Origin of the sequence: Parapedobacter deserti (genome assembly GCF_042646065.1) — a bacterium.
GTDB lineage: Bacteria > Bacteroidota > Bacteroidia > Sphingobacteriales > Sphingobacteriaceae > Parapedobacter > Parapedobacter deserti.
The window spans coordinates 41,858-61,154 of sequence record NZ_JBHRTA010000030.1 but is presented as its reverse complement, the minus strand read 5'-3'; the positions used below and the strand labels follow the sequence as shown (position 1 = coordinate 61,154).

General features: G+C 48.8%; 15 protein-coding genes and 1 other RNA gene. 9 read left to right on the top strand and 7 right to left on the bottom strand.

Features of this window, described 5'->3' with window-relative positions:
* The first annotated feature begins 25 nt into the window (after positions 1–25).
* Entirely contained in the window at positions 26–1,207 is a 1,182-nt protein-coding gene (locus ACFOET_RS09160) for a homoserine dehydrogenase (RefSeq protein WP_379021812.1), read from the top strand.
* 325 nt (positions 1,208–1,532) lie between these two features.
* On the opposite strand, the gene ACFOET_RS09155 is transcribed toward ACFOET_RS09160, so the two are convergent.
* From ACFOET_RS09155 to argS, 6 genes are all read right to left on the bottom strand, one after another.
* Positions 1,533–2,963, bottom strand: a complete 1,431-nt coding sequence (locus tag ACFOET_RS09155) for a sigma-54-dependent transcriptional regulator (RefSeq protein WP_379021810.1) — start codon at positions 2,961–2,963, stop codon at positions 1,533–1,535.
* Between the two features lie 8 nt (positions 2,964–2,971).
* An RNA gene (gene rnpB / locus ACFOET_RS09150) (RNase P RNA component class A) lies at positions 2,972–3,366 on the bottom strand.
* Positions 3,367–3,456: 90 nt separating this feature from the next.
* Positions 3,457–4,728, bottom strand: a complete 1,272-nt coding sequence (locus ACFOET_RS09145; protein ID WP_379021808.1) for a sugar MFS transporter — start codon at positions 4,726–4,728, stop codon at positions 3,457–3,459.
* Between the two features lie 94 nt (positions 4,729–4,822).
* Positions 4,823–6,022 carry a BaiN/RdsA family NAD(P)/FAD-dependent oxidoreductase gene (locus tag ACFOET_RS09140; protein ID WP_379021806.1) on the bottom strand — a complete coding sequence of 400 codons (1,200 nt, stop codon included), beginning with the start codon at positions 6,020–6,022 and terminating at the stop codon, positions 4,823–4,825.
* Between the two features lie 23 nt (positions 6,023–6,045).
* Complete coding sequence (locus ACFOET_RS09135; RefSeq protein WP_379021804.1) at positions 6,046–7,125, bottom strand: oxidoreductase; 1,080 nt, start codon at positions 7,123–7,125, stop codon at positions 6,046–6,048.
* 41 nt (positions 7,126–7,166) lie between these two features.
* Complete coding sequence (argS, locus tag ACFOET_RS09130) at positions 7,167–8,951, bottom strand: arginine--tRNA ligase (protein WP_379021802.1); 1,785 nt, start codon at positions 8,949–8,951, stop codon at positions 7,167–7,169.
* A gap of 194 nt (positions 8,952–9,145) precedes the next feature.
* Between argS and ACFOET_RS09125 the strand changes: the two genes are divergently transcribed.
* From ACFOET_RS09125 to ACFOET_RS09105, 5 genes are all read left to right on the top strand, one after another.
* Positions 9,146–10,537: an arginine decarboxylase gene (locus ACFOET_RS09125; protein ID WP_379021800.1), complete on the top strand. Its 1,392-nt coding sequence runs from the start codon at positions 9,146–9,148 to the stop codon at positions 10,535–10,537.
* Between the two features lie 74 nt (positions 10,538–10,611).
* Positions 10,612–11,181, top strand: a complete 570-nt coding sequence (locus ACFOET_RS09120; RefSeq protein ID WP_379021798.1) for a hypothetical protein — start codon at positions 10,612–10,614, stop codon at positions 11,179–11,181.
* Positions 11,182–11,201: 20 nt separating this feature from the next.
* On the top strand, positions 11,202–11,675 hold the full coding sequence (locus tag ACFOET_RS09115; protein ID WP_379021796.1) for a hypothetical protein: 474 nt from the start codon (positions 11,202–11,204) through the stop codon (positions 11,673–11,675).
* A 22-nt stretch (positions 11,676–11,697) separates the two neighbouring features.
* Positions 11,698–13,146 (top strand): exonuclease domain-containing protein, encoded by a 1,449-nt coding sequence (locus tag ACFOET_RS09110; RefSeq protein WP_379021794.1) that lies wholly within the window; start codon positions 11,698–11,700, stop codon positions 13,144–13,146.
* Positions 13,147–13,195: 49 nt separating this feature from the next.
* Entirely contained in the window at positions 13,196–13,696 is a 501-nt protein-coding gene (locus tag ACFOET_RS09105) for a DinB family protein (protein WP_379021792.1), read from the top strand.
* Between the two features lie 79 nt (positions 13,697–13,775).
* Here the strand turns inward: ACFOET_RS09105 and ACFOET_RS09100 are convergent, their stop codons facing one another.
* Positions 13,776–14,996, bottom strand: a complete 1,221-nt coding sequence (locus tag ACFOET_RS09100; protein ID WP_379021790.1) for an MFS transporter — start codon at positions 14,994–14,996, stop codon at positions 13,776–13,778.
* A 144-nt stretch (positions 14,997–15,140) separates the two neighbouring features.
* On the opposite strand from ACFOET_RS09100, the gene fsa reads away from it, so the two are divergent.
* The 3 genes from fsa to pbpC all read left to right on the top strand — a co-directional run bounded on the left by fsa (position 15,141) and on the right by pbpC (position 19,292).
* On the top strand, positions 15,141–15,800 hold the full coding sequence (fsa, locus tag ACFOET_RS09095; protein ID WP_379021788.1) for a fructose-6-phosphate aldolase: 660 nt from the start codon (positions 15,141–15,143) through the stop codon (positions 15,798–15,800).
* 55 nt (positions 15,801–15,855) lie between these two features.
* Positions 15,856–16,320 carry a Fur family transcriptional regulator gene (locus ACFOET_RS09090; protein WP_379021786.1) on the top strand — a complete coding sequence of 155 codons (465 nt, stop codon included), beginning with the start codon at positions 15,856–15,858 and terminating at the stop codon, positions 16,318–16,320.
* Between the two features lie 569 nt (positions 16,321–16,889).
* Positions 16,890–19,292, top strand: coding sequence for a penicillin-binding protein 1C (gene pbpC, locus ACFOET_RS09085; RefSeq protein WP_379021784.1), 2,403 nt, complete (start codon positions 16,890–16,892; stop codon positions 19,290–19,292).
* Positions 19,293–19,297: the final 5 nt, after the last annotated feature.

Sequence of the window (19,297 nt, the reverse complement as noted above, 5' to 3'; positions counted from 1 at the left end):
ATTTATATTACACCATACAGCAAACATGAACAACAAACTTACACTTGGAATTTTTGGGTTCGGCGTAGTAGGACAGGGACTGCACGATATCATTAAAACCAAGAATCTGAACCTCGCCATCAAGCGATTCGTCATCAAACATCCGGAAAAAAAGCGAAGCTTACCTGCCGAACTGTTTACCACGGACGCAAACGCAGTCCTAGAGGATTCCGAAATAAACACCGTTGTAGAATTGATTGACGACGCCGACGCTGCTTTCGCAATCGTGTCCAAAGCACTCCGATCGGGAAAAAATGTGGTTTCTGCCAATAAAAAGATGATCGCTAATCATTTAGAGGAACTCGTCGACATTCAGCATCGTCACGGCACCAGCCTACTTTACGAGGGTGCCGTATGCGGGAGCATCCCAATAATCAGAAATCTTGAAGAATATTACGACAATGAGTTGTTACATTCCGTCACCGGTATTTTTAATGGATCTTCCAATTATATCCTGTCAAAAATATTCAATGAAAACTTGGCATATGCCACGGCGTTAAAACAGGCACAGGACCTGGGTTTTGCAGAAACTGATCCCTCGCTCGATGTAGGCGGATTTGACGCCAAATTCAAGCTGGCCATCGTCGCGTCCCATGCGTACGGCCTATATGTGTCCCCCGATGCGATTCTTAACATCGGCATTGACGCGCTTGAAACGCCCGACATCCAGTTTGCCAGGGAAAAGAACTTTAAAATCAAATTGGTACCCACCGCTCGCGAGATCAGTGACGAAGCGGTAATCTTGTATGTCCTGCCGAAACTCGTTGCGCCTGATAACATCCTCTATGCTGTTGAGAACGAGAACAACGGCGTGCTGGTTAAAGCTGCATTTGCCGATGAGCAATTCTTTTACGGAAAGGGTGCCGGAGGCCATCCTACCGGGTCAGCTGTGTTGTCGGATATCGCCGCCTTGCGCTACGGCTACAAATATGAATACAAAAAGCACATCGAGGCCGGTGCGCTCACCTACAGCACGGATTGGGAGATAACGGTCTATCTACGGTATGATGAGGAAACTTTGATCGAAAAACTCGGATTTGCCGCAATAAGCGAGCGGTACTATGCCCACGACTACAAATATGTAATCGGCCGTATCAACATCGGAAACATTTTGGCTAACAGAGATGTTATTAATCGGAAAGGCGTGTTTATTGCCGAAATCGCGTAAACGACTCCCCGATTACCGAAAAGTGAAACAATAAAAACATAAACGTTGCTTATGCATAATTAAACTATATATTGAGCAAAAAAGTCAAAATCCAGTACCATGCTTCGCGTCCCTGCCCTGATATTATTTACAGTTTTTAGCACCCTTGTTGCCGCCCAGCAAAGCAACACCGCTACTTCCGAAAATCCCTGGCAGACGTACGGTTATATCGCGTTAGGTTTAGCTGTGCTGATCGTTGTAGTTGTGGTACTCATTCGACGGCAGTACCGGAAATTCAATGAGTGATGCCGTTGCCCACAGCAGGCTTGCCATGGGCAACGGACAGTCACGCTTCACGCCTCAATCCGTATTTTTCTATTTTACTGTATAGATGGCTTCGTTGAATATCAATTTCATCCGCCGTTTTTGATACATTCCAGCCATTTTTTTCCAACTTATATTTTATATACTCTTTTTCAGTATGATCCTTGAAATCCTGGAAAGAAGAAAAATCGTCATAATTGGTGTTATGTCCAATTGATTGCACACCGACGGGTGGTGGCGCTTCCACGGTTACGGTCACCGTTTTGGGTTCTTCTTCTTTCGCAGCTACAAACGATCCGGGATTGGCGAACGCCCTCACATCCCTTCCTGTGATTGCTTTATCGCTCAAAATGATCAAGCGCTCTACCATATTGCGGAGCTCACGGATATTACCCGTCCAGGGCAGTTCTTTCAACACATCCATCGCCTCATCCGTGATTCGCTTGACCGGCATGTTGTACTCGGCACAAACTTCCTCACAGAAATGCTCAGCCAACACCGGGATATCATCCTTACGATCGACCAGTCTAGGCACATGAATGATAATAACACTCAAGCGGTGGTACAAGTCCATACGGAAGTTGCCTGCATCAATTTCTTTCAGCAAATCTTTGTTGGTAGCGGCAATCACCCGAACGTTTACGGTGATTTCCTTTTCGCCTCCGACTCTAGTGATCTTGTTTTCCTGCAAAGCCCTAAGGACCTTGGCTTGTGCGGAAAGGCTCATGTCGCCGATCTCGTCCAAAAACAACGTCCCATTATGTGCCTGTTCGAATTTTCCGATACGTTGCTTGACGGCAGAAGTAAAGGAGCCTTTTTCATGCCCAAAAAGCTCGCTTTCAATTAATTCCGAAGGAATTGCAGCACAGTTTACTTCGACAAGCGGAGCATTTGCACGTGGCGATTTCTCATGCAACCATCTCGCCACTAACTCCTTGCCACTGCCATTAGCTCCAGTTACAAGCACCCTAGCGTCTGTGGGCGCCACGCGTTCAATCGTTTCTTTGATGCGTTGGATTGCTTCGGAATTGCCAAGGATATCGCGTGTCTTGCTCACCTTGCGTTTCAACACCTTCGTTTCGCTCACCAACGTACCGCGCTCAAGTGCATTGCGTACGGTTATCAGCAATCGGTTGAGGTCGGGTGGTTTGGAGATAAAGTCATAAGCGCCCCGCTTGCTTGCCTCAACAGCTGTTTCTATGGTTCCGTGACCGGATATCATGATGAATGGCAGGTCCGGCTTGACAGCCAAGGCCTCTGTGAGCACTTCCATGCCATCCATCTTGCTCATTTTAATATCACACAGCACAAGATCGACATCCTCTTTCCTGATGATGGCCAAGCCGTCGATACCGTTGTCCGTATCGATCACTTTGTAGTCTTCGTACTCCAGGATTTCCCTCAACGTGCTCCGTATGGCACGTTCGTCATCTATGATTAATATCTTGGTCATATTTACTTAAAAAAGCAAACCCTGTAAGCCGGATTCTGTTTCCCCAGCGTGCCGGGGCTTCTATCATTTATCTTGGCCTGCCATCACTGGCAGACTCCAGCGGCCTACCCGTTGCGGTTTCTGCCAACCGGCAGAATGGAAGCGAGCAACTTCCGGATGCCCACAACCTATTTGGCCTTGCAACCCCCGGGGTTTACCGCGATGTATGTCGCCATACAAAGCCGTGGGCTCTTACCCCACGTTTTCACCCTTACCCCGACACCTATCGGGGCGGTTTATTTTCTGTGGCACTTTCCGTATCCCGATACTCACCGGAACCCTTCCCGTTAGGAAGCGGGGCGCTCTGCGTTGTCCGGACTTTCCTCCCCCTGCCTAGCAGCGGAGCGATAGAACAGGTTTGCTTCCGCACAAAGATAAACAATAAGTCAGGAAACTGAAAGTGTAGGATCACCCCCAAACCCGTAAGCTGTTTTTTTAGAGAGACCGCCGGTCGCTACTCGCTTGTTTTATAAAATCTTGCTCCAAAAAGAAAAATCACGAAGTAGCAGATTATAGGCAAATAATAGGCTACTCCAACATCGAAATCAGCCACCCTTCCCATGATGAATGGGAAAATGGCTGCACCAACCACCCCCATTACAATAAAGGAAGATGCTTGCTGTGTATGCGGCCCGAGATCTTTCAGCCCGAGACTGAAGATGGTCGGAAACATGATACTGAAAAAGAAATTAAGCATCAGCAACGCGACGAAAGATGGCCAGCCCCAACTCTGGCCGATAATGATACACATCACAATGTTGCACAGAGCAAAGATAGCCAACAGTTTGTTTGGTGCCACATACTTCATCAAAAATGTCCCAGCAAATCGTCCAACGGTCATCAATACCATACTTACCGCAAAATAATATCCTGCCACCTCGTCCGACAACCCCATCTTTTCGTGTCCGTAGTTGATAAAGAATGCCCACGTACCGCCCTGCGCGGCAGCGTTGAAGAATTGCGCGACAAAGGCCCATACAAAATGTCGGTGCTGGAACAAACTTTTCCTCGGCAATACTGCCCCTCCAGATTGTGCACCGGTTGGGCTATCACTTCCTTCAAAAGGTAAGACAGGTACCCGTAGCAAGCTGAAGGCTACCGCCACCAGGAAAATGGTAAGGCCGATGCCAACATAAAGCATTTTTATAGACGTGAGGCTGCCCACCTCACCGATATTACCACTCAAAATGAAGTAGCTTCCCAACAGTGGGCCGATAATTGTGCCCAGTCCGTTGAATGATTGCGCGAAATTGATACGCCGGTCGCTCGATGCCTGTGTACCCAATGCCGCAACAAACGGATGCGCGACGGTTTCCAACGTAGCTAAACCACAAGCTAATACAAACAAAGCCACCCGGAAAAAAGTGAATGATTCCGCGTCAGCTGCTGGAACAAACATAAACGAACCGATCGCATAAAGCGACAGTCCCAAAAGCACGCCTTTTTTATATCCGAAACGCTTCATGAAAAGGCCGGCTGGAATGCCCATAACCGCATACGCACCGAAAATCGAGAACTGCACAAGCCCCGATTCGGCCCTAGTGACACCAAGGACATTCTGAAAGTGCTTGTTCAGTACGTCTCCCATCGTAATGGCGACGCCCCAAAGCAAAAACAACAGGGTGACAAAACCGAATACGAGCCAGTACCTGCGTTCGGTGAGCGGTGCCGATTTTTGACTTGACGACGGCGTTGCTGCCGCAGCCCGTGATATTGAATTTTCCATTCGTTAAGGTTTAATCAGTCAATCGCAAGCGTTTCAGCATAACGAGCGGCCAAATATATTAAACCGTTTTAGCTTACCAAAAAAATAAGAGAAATTATATCGCTTGTGCAATGAGGTAACCACTGGCCCATGCCCACTGAAAATTATAGCCGCCTAGCCACCCGGTCATATCCACACACTCCCCGCCGAAATATAACCCTCGTACACAACTCGCCTCCAGCGTCTTCGGATCAAGTCCGTTTGTAGCTACGCCGCCCCGCATCACCTCTGCCTTGTTATACCCCTTATCGCCGGCAGGCTTCACTTTAAATCGATGTATTGTTTCGGCAATTCGCTTAGCGTCGGCCTTTCCAAGTGAAGCGATTTTAACATTGACTGGCAAAAGCTTACCCAACGAATCCACTAATCTCCGTGAAAAAAAATCAGCTAATAGCTGCCCAACCAGCCTCTTTCCTCCCTCGTCCCTTTCTGCTTTGATGAGTTGCTCGATAGATTGATTTGGCAGCAGATCAATCGTAATGGTTTCTCCCGGCCGCCAGTACGAGGAAATCTGCAGAATAGCAGGTCCGCTTAACCCCCAGTGAGTAAACAAAATATGTTCTTCGAAGCAGATACGTGCATTGGACACCCGGCAAAAGACACTGTTGCCAGAAAGCGCAGCAAACCAATCCGCATCTTTGCCTGTAATGGTCAACGGCACAAGCGCTGGAGCGGTCGGCACCACGTCTAAACCGAACTGACGAGCAATCCGCAATGCAAAGTCACTGGCCCCGAGCTTGGCGACTGGCAGCCCTCCACTTGCCATCACTACTGATCCTGCCCGTGCTGTTGTTAAAACGCCTTCATGTTCATAGGTTACGTCGAACACGCCATCCGATGACTTGGCAACCGACACCACCTTGCTATTCAAGCTCAGCGGTTGCCCATATCGTCGCATCAATGTAATGAACATCCGTACAATGTCTTTGGCGTTGTCACTCACGGGAAAAAGCTGTCCCTGTGTTTTTTCCTTTCCCACTATCCCATGCTGCTCAAAAAACGTAATGGTATCGGACACGCCCCACCGCTCGAAGGCGGGATTGGCGAACGTTGGATCGGCCGAAACAAAGTTTGCTGTGCTGGTATAAAGGTTAGTATAATTACACCTCCCTCCTCCCGAAATTAGGATTTTCGCTCCCGGACGGTCGTTGCGTTCAAGCGTCAGCGTGCGCCTACCTCGCATTCCCGCTTGCACAGCACACATCAGGCCACAAGCTCCACCCCCTATAATGATAGCATCGTATTGATTGTCCAAAACTTTCCGGTATAATCGCTTACCTATCGGCAGGCAAGCAAGTCCAACGCAACCGTTCGCTTTTCATCCCAGCTTCGCTGGGCACTTTCAATGACGCAAATGACATCTCGCGCTTCCTCCGGCTTTACAGCCAACGATTGTCTTCCGCAAATGGTTTCATAAACGTTCCGGTAGAAGGCAGGGTAATCACCCCGTTCACTTTCTACGTGTTCGATATGGTCCTGTCCGTCCAACAGTACGTTCAGTTTCCCCCAAATCTCCCTGGGTTCCCTTCCCCAATCGGGGTTCTCCCGCGGAGACTCTCCCGCTTTGAGGGCCGCTTCCTGCGGGTCGATGCCATATTTTACAAACGTCCCGTTTAAACCATATAAAGCATACCGTGGCGACGGCTCTTTTACAAGCATAGCACCTTTGAGTGACACCTTAAGCTGCGGATAATTCAGGATCAACTCGAAGTCATCTACGGCCCGGGCGCCCGGGCGCTGCATGCGTAAGTCAGCATTTACCGCGTTAGGGAAACCGAACAGCTGGATGGATTGATCGATCAGATGCGCGCCTAGATCATACAAGATACCCGATCCTGGCAAATCCGCTTCCCGCCATGCGTTTTCCCGCAAGGTATTCCGGAAACGGTCATAACGGGCCTCAAAAGACACCAATCGGCCCAACCTGCCGCTGTCGATGATCCGTTTCACGGTCAAGTAGTCGCTATTCCAGCGCGCATTATGATGTACGGTGAGTATACAATTCTGAGCTTCGGCCAACGCGATAAGCTCGTTGGCCTCTTTCGCAGTAATTGTAAAGGGCTTTTCCACCACCACGTGCTTACCAGCCAGCAACGCTTCGCTCGTCAACGCATAATGCGCAACATTGGATGTCGCGATTACGACCAGATCGATGTCTGCGGCATGGACAATGGCTTTCACATCGTCCACGGCAATCACATCCGCGTACCGGCTGCGCAAGACATCCCGTTGCTCCTGTCTCCGGGCGCTCACCCTGTGCAATTTCAGTCCTTCGACCGATGTGATCACCGGTGCATGAAAAACTTGCCCCGCCATGCCGAATCCAATTAGACCAACGTTTATTCTTCTTTTAGACATGTTTTAAGCATAGACGTTAAAACAGACTTACGTGCAAAAGTTTACATTCTTTCCGGCACTTCGATGCCCAGCAGCTTCATCGCGTTGGCAATGACATCGGCTGCAGCGGCTGATAAGTTTAGCCGGAAGTTTCGTGCCATCGTATCTGCTGCTTTTAAAATCGGCTCTTCGTGGTAAAACTTATTGTATTGTTTAGCGACGTCATAGCAGTAATTGGCCAGTTGAGCTGGACTGAATTCCTTAGCCGATGCTTCGATTGCCGCCGGATAGTCGCTCAGGAGTCTGATCAAATCCCGTTCGCTTTCCGTCAATGACACAGGCGCCGCGGTATGGGCCTCTTTTGAATAGCTGCCCTTGGCGAGCACCGATTTAATACGTGCGTGGGTATACTGGATAAACGGTCCGGTATGCCCTTGGAAATCGATGGACTCGCTGGGGTCAAAAAGTAGCCGCTTCTTGGGTTCCACCTTTAGCAGGAAATATTTGAGCGCGCCCATCCCGATAATGTGGTAAAGGTGCGCTTTTTCACTGTTAGACAACCCTTCGGTTTTGCCCAATTCCTCGGTACGTTTTCTGGCCGTGGCCAACATCTCGTCCATCAGGTCGTCGGCATCTACTACCGTACCCTCGCGCGACTTCATCTTGCCCGATGGCAGATCAACCATGCCGTAGGACAAATGGAACAATCCATCAGCCCAAGTTTTGCCCAGTTTTTTTAGGATTAGAAAAAGCACCTTGAAATGATAGTCTTGCTCATTACCAACAACATATATAGACTCTTCCATTTGGAAATCGTCATATTTGAGCTGGGCGGTACCTAAATCCTGTGTGATGTAGACGGATGTACCATCACCCCGTAGCACCAGTTTCTCGTCAAGGCCATCTTCCGTAAGATCTATCCACACGGAGTTGTCAGGCTTCCGGAAGAACACTCCTTTGTCCAAGCCCTCTTGAATGATATCTTTTCCTAACAGGTACGTATTCGATTCATAATAATACTTATCAAAGTCTACGCCAAGTCGACCGTAAGTCTGTTCAAAACCGGCATATACCCAACTATTCATCGTTTTCCAAAGCGCGATCACCAGTTCATCACCGGCTTCCCATTGTTGGAGCATCTGCTGGGCTTCGCGGATAATGGGCGCCTGCTTCTTAGCTTCCTCCTCACCTACGCCGCGCGCTTTCAACTCATCGACCTCCTGCTTGTACGCTTTGTCAAACAGCACATAGTACTTGCCGACCAGGTGGTCACCTTTCAAGCCGCTGCTCTCGGGCGTCTCCCCATTGCCCCACCGTTGCCACGCCAGCATCGATTTACAAATGTGTATACCGCGGTCGTTTACTAAGTTTGCCTTAATCACAGAATAACCGTACGCTTTCAGAATCTCAGCAACGGAATACCCCAAAAGGTTATTACGGATATGCCCCAGGTGCAAGGGTTTGTTGGTATTCGGCGATGAATATTCGACCATCAGCGTTCGGCCGTTTGCTGGAAATGCACCAAAGTTTTCCTGCGCTACTTGTGTTGTAAATAAGTTAACCCAATAAGAGTCGGACAGACTCAGGTTAAGAAAGCCTTTAATGGTATTGAAGGAGGCCAGCTCAGCCATGCGTTCTTGCAGATAGGCCCCAAGCTCATTTCCCGTCTCTTCAGGAGGCTTCTTTGAGTACCGGGTTATGGGGAATACGACAATGGTCAACTGACCTTCAAATTCTTTCCTTGTATCCTGAATGGTAATTTGGTTTTCTGGTATGTCTGCCTGGTATAATTCACCGACCGCTTGTTTCGTATAATGAATGAGTTGGTGTTGGATCGTATTAGTCATGTAAGTATTAAGCGTTAGTCATTTAGCTTCGGCGACCGATATTGCAAATTTACATTAGATATATATATCGTTTCGTCGCGAAAACATATCTTTGCCAAACTTAGACAAACAGGCCATCATATGCAAATGGATGTTTGGATAGTTGTCGTCTGCCATTGAAAAGCAGATGATTAATCAGAAGAAAATTGTAAAAAATGCAGAGCTATCAAGAATTTCTTGACCTAAGTGTAGGGTTTCCCCAAGATGGGTTTGAAATCATAGACGACGAGCTGTATTTCCATGACCTCAACCTTATGGAAATGATAGAAACGTACGGGACTCCTCTTAGGTTTACCTACCTACCTATCATCAGCAAAAAGATTCAGCAAGCCAAAATCTTGTTTCAGACTGCGATATTAAAACACAATTACCGCGGCACCTACAAATATTGCTACTGCACCAAAAGTTCGCACTTCAAACATGTGGTAGAGGAAGCGCTTAAAAACGACATTCACTTAGAGACTTCATCTGCTTTCGATATGCCTATGATCGATACGCTGGAGAAAAAAGGCGTAGTCACAAAGGACATCACGGTCATCTGCAACGGATTCAAAACTTACCAGTATAAACAGTATATCCTTGATATGCTGCACGACGGCTACCGAAACATCATTCCGGTATTGGATAATAAGGAAGAGTTCAATATCTACGATGATGAGGTCGAATTGGCAGAGCCCTGCAACCTTGGTATCAGAATTGCAGCTGAAGAGCAACCCGATTCCCCATTCTATACCTCACGCCTGGGCATACGGTTGGAAGATATCCTCGATTTTTACAATAACAAAATTGCACCCAACCCCAATTTCAAGGTCAAGCTACTCCACTTCTTTATCAACTCGGGCATCTCTGACACGCCATATTATTGGAACGAATTGGAGAAATACGTGACGCTTTACTGCAAATTCAAGAAAATCAATCCTGATCTGGATACCTTGGATATCGGTGGTGGTATGCCGTTCAAAGACTCCCTGGTACATGACTTTGACTATGAATATATGGTCAATGAAATCGTGAACCGCATCAAACAGATCTGTGCCGAGAATGAGGTAATGGAACCGGATATCATCACCGAGTTCGGAAAATATACCGTTGCTGAGGCTTCCGGCATACTTTATAAGGTGATCGGGCGCAAACAACAAAACGACCGGGAGAAGTGGCTGATGCTTGATGGCTCTTTTATCACGAATTTACCCGATGTGTGGGCACTCAATCAAAAGTACATTTTGCTGCCTATAAACAATTGGGATGCCGAATACGAACGCGTAAATCTCGGTGGCATCACGTGCGACGGGCAGGATTACTATAGTCAGGAAGCCCATATTAACAGCGTGTTCATGCCGAAAACCCGTAAGCTGCAGTACTTGGGGTTCTTTCACACCGGTGCATACCAGGAGGTGCTGAGTGGATATGGAGGAATACATCACTGTTTACTCCCTTCCCCGAAGCATGTGTTGATCCGGAGAAACCGTGACGAGACATTCAATTTCGAAGTGTTCGGAGAAGAGCAAAACAGCAAGCAAGTGCTCCGCTTATTAGGTTATCAATAACAGTCAGCGCTGGCAGGACGCCACAAATGTTGGAATAACTTTTGCAATTGATGTATTTGAAACACATTGCATATATGAGCGTAAACGTACACCGCCTATTGATTTTTGCCCTTGCCGTCACGTCCGTTAGCTGCGGAAGCGACAGAACAATTAGCGAGCGCGTGGCGCTAAATGAGGTGGCCCATTATCTGCAATCCAATCCGGTTTATGAAACAGCCAACATGGGATACGGGGAAGTAAAGTTCAACACACAATCGGATGCAGATTTGCTGGTTACTTACCGTCAATTAGAAAAAGGCGGCTACGTAACCTTGGAGCGCCTGGAGGCACGGAAACGCTTTTTATCTAAAGACAGCACATTCGTATACTTAGTTAAGCTGACCGACAAGTCCATTCCTTTTGTCATTGACAAAACAGACCGGAAAGCGACAGTCAAAACAGCCGAGTATACCTTAGACGAAGACGGCGGGGTACGAGTCGAACAGTCCGGCAAAAACCGGGCTAAAGCGACAGTGACTCTTAAGAAAGCTGAAACGGATTTTGCAGACTTCGCGCCAAAAGGAGCCGACAACAATGCTTCGTTTGCCAAGAAAACATACAGCCTGCGTTTTAACAGCGAAAGCGGCTGGTCTGTCACCAAGTAATAATCAGACGTGTGAAAGGTTTGAGCACTTTAATCGCTGTGCAAGCGCTGCTCTCTACCATATCAGGGGTATTGATGTCGCAAATGTCGTTTGTGGGAAAAGTGGGTATTAGTCTTATTTACCGCGAGTACGGGTTATTCAGATTATGGTGGAAAACGGCGTTATTGCTGTTTGCTCTCCAGCTCGCGTTGATTTTCATCCTATGGCTGGTCCGACGGATTTCAGGCCGCCGGCTTTCTGTTGCCATCATCTTGTTCTTTTTACTCGTTGCACTTACCGGTGCATATTTTACCTACATCGATTTCACCACAACTTCTCATCGGTTGATGAAGGCTAACTTCCATGTTGGGGGTTACCTAACTTGGGTTGCCTGGCTTTTGACATGCTTTTATTTCTTGGTGGCATGCACACGTTCTACACGGGCTAGTACAACAACCGACGACACCTACATGCAAGAGGCCAAACAAAAAAAAGACCAACCACCGACAGACTAACTATTTTAGTATATTTGCCGGTATGAAACGCGCCGGCAAAACTTTGCAGTATGCCATTGTAGACATCGAGACCACAGGCGGATACGCTTCAGGAAGTGGCATAACTGAGGTTTCCATATTGATCCACAATGGAAAGTCGGTGATCGACCGGTATGAGTCGCTTATCAATCCGCTACGGCCCATCCCACTGTCCATCCAGGCAATGACGGGCATTACTGACGAGATGGTAGCTGACAGTCCGCCGTTTGAAGCATTGGCTTCCGAAATATACCAATTATTGGACGGCCGCATTTTTGTCGCACACAATGTAAATTTTGACTATTCATTTTTGAAATTTCATCTCTCAACGGCGGGATATCACCTATCCTCACCTAAACTCTGTACCGTTAGGTTGAGCCGAAAAATCAGGCCCGGTCTCTCCTCATACAGCCTCGGCAGGCTCTGCGATGCGTTGGGTATTCCGATCGTCAACCGACACCGTGCCAGCGGTGATGCGGAGGCAACCGCCATCTTATTCACCAAATTGATAGAGTGGGATGTCGACGGTGCTATCCAGGACATGGTAAAGAAAACTTCCAAGGATCAGCAGCTCCCTCCAAATCTGCCGAAGGAGCAATTCATGAATTTACCTCATAGCCCTGGCGTATACTACTTCCATAATAAAAGTGGAAGGGTCGTCTACATTGGCAAGGCACGCGACATCCGAAACCGCGTAACGCAACATTTCAGCGGCCACAGTCCCGATCGTCAACGCCAGCATTTCCTGCGGGAAATCCACTCCATTTCATATGAACGGTGTGGCACTGAACTAATGGCGTTTTTGCTGGAGGCGGCGGAGATCAAGCATCATTGGCCGGTCTATAACCGCGCCTTGAAACGTTTCGAGCCAAAGTATGCACTATACGCTTATGAAGACCGCAACAGCTACCTGCGCCTGGCCGTCGGAAAGTATGGAAATCAGCAGCACATCCATGTCTTCCACAGACAAGTGGACGCCATCAATCTCCTCCATCGGTTGATCAGGGAATTCAACCTTTACCCTGAGCTTTGTGTTTTTGGCGTCCGCTCTCGGGACGTCGGACGATTGCAAAAACCAGCGGCCCGACCCACCACCGATGCGCTGCCGGAAATGACACCGGCGGCCTACAACGCGCGCGTGCATCGAGCCCTTGACCACCTTACACACAACCTTCCTACGTTTGCCATTGTAGAAAAAGGCAGGTGCGAGGGTGAACTAAGTTGCATCCTGGTAGACAACGGTTGCCTTTACGGTATGGGTTACCTTAGCCATGATATACACTATCATGTGCTTGACGATGTAAAAGACGCGCTGAAACGCCACAACAGCAACTACTACATGATGCAATTGATTTACGAGTATGCTGAAAAGCACCCCTCAAAGGTATGGGTGCCTGATCAGCAAGCCATCACCGCATTTTTCAATCCCACCGCACAACCGCCCCTGCCATAACGTTGTCAGTGTTCACACCTAACTTTACGGTGTATTTAAACAAAACATTATGGAAACACTACAGAACAACGTCACGATCAACCTATCTCAACTATTGTCACACTGGCAAGGGCATCGTGGGCTCACCCGCCGGGTCATCGAGGCATTTCCAGAAGACAAGCTCTTCTCACACTCCGTCGGTGGCATGCGCGCGTTCGCGGAATTGGCAATGGAACTCAACCGGATGGGCGCGCCAGGCGCCCACGGCATCGCCACTGGTGAGTGGAAAGAATTGAAAGACTTGCCCGGCGCGGAAGAGATCGAAAGCTCCCCGACAACACAACAGGGTATCCTGCAGTTGTGGGACTGGAGCTCGGATTACATCAACAACGTCTGGCAACAAGTTGTCTCCACGCGGTTACAGGAAACAGATAACGCCTACGGACAATGGGAAGGACCGGTTTGGTGGCACCTGTTTTATTTCATAGACAACGAAGTGCATCACCGAGCACAAGGTTATGTATACCTACGTTCATTGGGAATCGAACCTCCTCCATTCTGGGATAGATAGTGGCTAGATGGCGACCGCCGGTGTTGCTCCTCCTAAAACCGGGTGAAGAAACCGGCATCCGTCAGTACACTGCTCGCTATTACACCGGCGCGTACCTCCGGCTGATATGCTGCCATATGTAGATGACGAAGCTAAGCGTGATGAGTACACCAGCAATCCCCTGAAATAGCAGCGTGTAGTGGATATCCCATGTTTCTGCAAGAGCACCAATAAACAGGCTTCCAAGGGGAAAAACCCCTTGGAATGCCATAATGTAATAGCTGATTGCCCTGGCCCGATACGCTGGCATGGCGTGTGTTTGGATATAGGTATTGATGCTGGAATTCTGTACCATCATTCCCATCGCGGCAAGCAACACGCTCAACAAAGCAAGCGGCAGCCACGAAGCGAAAGAAAGTATCAGGATACCAGATGCAAACAGTCCGGAAGCTTTCATTACCCGGAAGCGTAGATTGGTGCCCACCTGTGTTCTCGCCATATAAATAGCCCCCGCCATCGCACCTAAGCCTGCGGCACTCTCAAACCAGCTAAAGGTGGTCGCATCGCCGTTGAACATTTCCCTCGCTATTACTGGAAGCAGTGTCGTGTAGGGGATAATGACGAGGCTTGATGCCGCAAGCAACAGAATAAGGGACAAAAGATGGGGTGAATGCCGCAAATAGTTGAATCCCTCTTTCAGGCCCTTCCATGTGCTTTCCTGTTTAGCCGACAGAGGTTTATTCGTCAACCGCATGGATAACAGGGAGCCGATTACCGCGAAGAAACTAACGAAATTGACACCGAAACAAACGGCCTCCCCATAGTTGCTCAACAGTACTCCTCCCACCGCCGGCCCCAACATTCTCGCCGCGTTGAAAGCCGACGAATTGAGTGCAATGGCATTGGGCAGATCGGCCTTGTCATCCAATAATTCAACCATGAGCGACTGACGAGCAGTCACATCAACGGTGCTGATCACCCCTTGGATGAAACTCAACACGCCTATCCACCATATACTGTGATGCCCCAAAAAGACCATCAGGGTAAGCGCCCCCGCCTGCAGCATCAGTCCAAATTGGGTAGTCAGCACTATTCGGTATTTCTGATGCCTATCTACAAAGCTTCCTATGAGTGGAGAAAGAATCAGCGACGGGATGAGCGCAACGAAAGACACAAGCCCCAAGATAAGTGCGGATTCCGTTAGCCGATAAACCAACCAACTCACGGCAATACGCTGCATCCATGTCCCCATCAGGGAGATGGCCTGTCCAGTAAAATGTAACCGATAATTTCGATGCTTAAGTGCGCGGAAGAGACTCACCTGTCATGACAATCAAAAGTCATACCATGCCCCACCCCCCTAATCATTCAAACCGCTTTAAAAATTTCGGTATTTACCACATTTTCATTAATTTTACATGCTGATATTCAATATTTCTTTTTAATCCAATATCAAATTCAAGATATGAAATTTTTCATTGATACTGCCAACCTCCAGCAAATCAAGGAAGCTCAAGATTTGGGCGTTCTGGACGGTGTGACCACAAATCCAAGCCTGATGGCCAAAGAAGGCATCACCGGCGAACCGAACATTATTAACCACTATAAAGCTATCTGTGACATCGTGGACGGCGATGTAAGTGCGGAAGTCATCTCTACTGATTTCGACAACATCGTCCGGGAAGGTGAGGCATTGGCGAAGCTCAATGACAAAATCGTGGTGAAAGTGCCCATGATTAAAGAGGGGGTGAAGGCTATAAAACACTTCAGCAGCCAAGGCATCAAGACCAATTGCACGCTGGTATTTTCATCAGGACAGGCTTTGCTAGCCGCCAAAGCGGGCGCCACATACGTGTCCCCCTTCATCGGACGGCTGGACGATGTCTCAACCGATGGCCTTGGCCTTATCGAAGACATCCGGCTGATTTACGACAACTATAACTATGAAACGCAGATCCTGGCAGCATCCATCCGCCACGTGACACACATTATCGAATGTGCGAAAATCGGTGCTGATGTAATGACCGGACCATTGTCGGCGATATTGGGATTGCTTAAGCATCCGCTCACCGATAATGGACTTGCCCAATTTCTGGCTGACCACGCCAAAGCCGCCGGCAAATAACTGATTATCCAGCCTGCGGCCTGATGAGATGGCCGTGGGCGCATTTGAGGAATACATGAAGGTGACAGAGACGGGAAAAGCGCAGCAGGAAACTGCCGAAAAGTTTGTCCACCTGCTTCGGCGGAATAAACTTAAGGTTACACAGCCAAGGCTTAGCGTACTGCAGATCATATCCGCTAAGGAGACAGCCATATCCCAGCCCGAACTCGAAAAACTGCTGGGTGACACAGTGGATCGTGTCACCTTGTACCGGGTGTTGGCGACTTATGAGGAAAAAGGAATCCTCCATAAAATATTCGACCTTCATGGCACAGCTACATACGCGCTATGTTCGACAGCATGTGACGAGCATCACCACCATGATGAGCATGTACATTTTATTTGTTCGGCCTGCAACAGCATCTATTGTTTAGACGAAATCAAGCTACCGAAAATCAATCTACCCAAGGATTATCGACTTCAATCCATCGGCATCAACGCGGTGGGCCTTTGTGCCCAGTGCAAAACTGTTTCACACTAACTTTCCTCATGTAACCGTTTTCGGCTGCCGTAGCCTTTGGCCGGTTCTAGCATTCGTCGTATCCGCAGATGAAGACGACCGACCCGCTGGCCTGATATGCTGCGCCGGTTATCGTGGCGCCAGCCTTCTCTATTTTTTTGACCGGAAGCATGGCTATTTCATCACGACACCGCATGGGGACGGCAAATAGGTGGGGCGCACCTTCATGCTCTTTGCGAGGGACTTTGCATGAGCTCAATCAATATTCAATAACTGGCTAAAAAATTAGCAAACATAGATATACCGCACTTTTAATCAGTGATTTGATGCTTAATACATTTATTTTTTATTTAAATCTAGTTTTTTAGCAATAAAAACAAAAATTCGTTAGGAGCACGCCGACCGACCTTTTAGCGTGTAATACTCTGGCTTTCCGGCTAAAATTTTAGCAAATATCACACAAAAGCTTATACTTCAGTTAATAAGCCAAATCAATATAAACTAATTATTTCCTTCACGCAGTTCGAGTGTTGTGGTTGCTTAATTGATCAAGCCGGTGTCCAGCACGTGAAATTTCTTATCTTAGCGGGATGGCATATGGCACAAAAAAAAGGTTTTTGGATGCGAGTGCCCTTTTCACTGCCAGAAGAGGTGCAGTCGTGCTCACAGCAATAGCACTGCTATTTGTTCGCTTCTACTTTGCACTTCCAGAACCGCTTTTTTCCACGCCAACTTCATTCGTGATTGAGGATGCCGAGGGCAACCTCATGGCAGCTGCTATCGCCGCAGACGGGCAATGGCGTTTTCCAAGCGCTGGGGAAGTCCCCGAAAAGTTCACCCGATGTATCATCGCTTTCGAAGACAAGCGCTTTTTTTCCCACCCCGGTCTCGACCCCATAGCTTTAGGTCGGGCCATCTGGCAAAACTTATTACAAGGACGTATCGTCAGCGGGGGGAGCACCATCAGCATGCAAGTCATCCGGATGAGCCGCAATCAACCGCGCACGCTCTGGCAAAAATTTATGGAAAGTTTTCTGGCCCTTCGCTTGGAGGCGGGTTACAGCAAAGCCCACATCCTTCGCCTGTACGCTGCCAATGCCCCATTCGGAAGCAACGTAGTAGGGCTTGACGCCGCCGCATGGCGTTATTACGGTCGGGCGCCGGAACAGCTTTCCTGGGCGGAAAACGCCACGCTCGCCGTATTGCCCAACGCACCTACGCTGATACACCCGGGGCGGAACCGCGAAATGCTGCTAACCAAGCGGAATAGATTGTTGGACAAACTTGTGGAGAATGGCACCATTGACCAAAGCACTGCCGCGCTGGCGAAGCTGGAACCGCTACCCGACAAACCTCATCCCCTACCCAGGCATGCCCCCCACCTACTCGAACGCTTTAAAAAAGAATGCCAACTTTTGAATGTTGGCGCTACACGCATCAAAACGTCGTTAGAGACTGACCTCCAACAGCAGGTCGCCCAAATCATCGACCGTCACCACCGCAACCTAAGTGCAAATGGCATTCATAACGCGGCCGCTTTGGTCCTAGATGTCGAAACAGGCAATACCCTGGCGTATGTCGGTAATGTGCACAATCCCCAAACACCTGAAGCCGAAAGTTATGTCGACATGCTAAACGCGATGCGTAGCCCCGGAAGCACACTGAAACCCCTTCTTTACGCCGCCATGCTGGCTGATGGGCTTATACTTCCCCACACACTGATCCAGGATATCCCGACTCAGATCGGTGGGTACACCCCGCAGAATTATGATTTAGGATACGACGGGGCTATACCGGCATCACGCGCCCTGAGCCGTTCCCTCAACATACCCGCCGTTAAAATGCTGCAACAATACCGCTATCAGCGCTTCCACCCGTTCCTCAAACGGGTGGGCGTCCACTCTCTAAACAGACCGGCTGATTTCTATGGGCTTTCGATGATTCTCGGCGGCTGTGAAGTGACTCCGTGGGAATTGGCTGGCACTTATGCCAGCATGGCGCGTACCCTAAACCATTATCGCCGCTTTAATGCCAACTACAGCCCTTTGGACTACCATCCCCCATCATACCTCAAAAAAAGCGTTACGCCTCAAATAAGGGCGACCGAAAGAACTTCCGTTATCGACTATTCATCGCTCTACTTTACATTTCAAGCCATGAACGAGGTAATGCGCCCAGGGGAGGAAGCGCTCTGGCAACAATTTGCCTCGTCCAAAAAGATCGCGTGGAAAACCGGTACCAGCTTTGGGTTCCGCGATGGCTGGGCGATCGGTCTGACGCCCGCGCACGTGGTATGTGTTTGGGTGGGAAATGCCGATGGTGAAGGCCGGCCGGGGCTCACCGGCATCGAAACGGCAGCTCCTATTCTGTTCCATATTTTCGATCTGTTGCCTGTCTCCGGTTGGTTCGAGGCACCCGTTGATCATATGGTACAAACTGCTGTATGCCGGGAAAGCGGACATCTGGCCGGTCCTGATTGCACTCATCCCGACACCGTTTACATTCCGGCACAAGGCCACCGTTCAACTGTGTGTCCCTATCATCAGACGATTCACCTGAATGCAGCGGGTACGCTACGGGTGACAGCCGAGTGCACCGTGCCCGGAAACATCGTCGCGGCCAAGTGGTTTGTACTGCCGCCAGCAATGGAATATTATTACAAGCCGAGACACAGCAGCTACCGGGAACTACCACCATTTGCTGAAGGCTGCATGAATGAAGAAGGCCAGGTCATGGAAATGATTTATCCCAAGGATAATGCTCGGATTTATATACCTTTGGAAATCGATGGCCAGCGCGGACAGGTGATCTTCAATGCAGCACACCGTAAGCAAGGCGCCAAAATTTACTGGCACCTCGATGATGCGTTCGTTGGAGAAACAGAAACATTTCATCAATTGGCGCTGGATATGCCTGCAGGGCCACACCGCATTACTTTGGTGGATAACTACGGTACGCGCATGAGCCAGCGATTTGAAATTTTACAGAAATAGCCGTG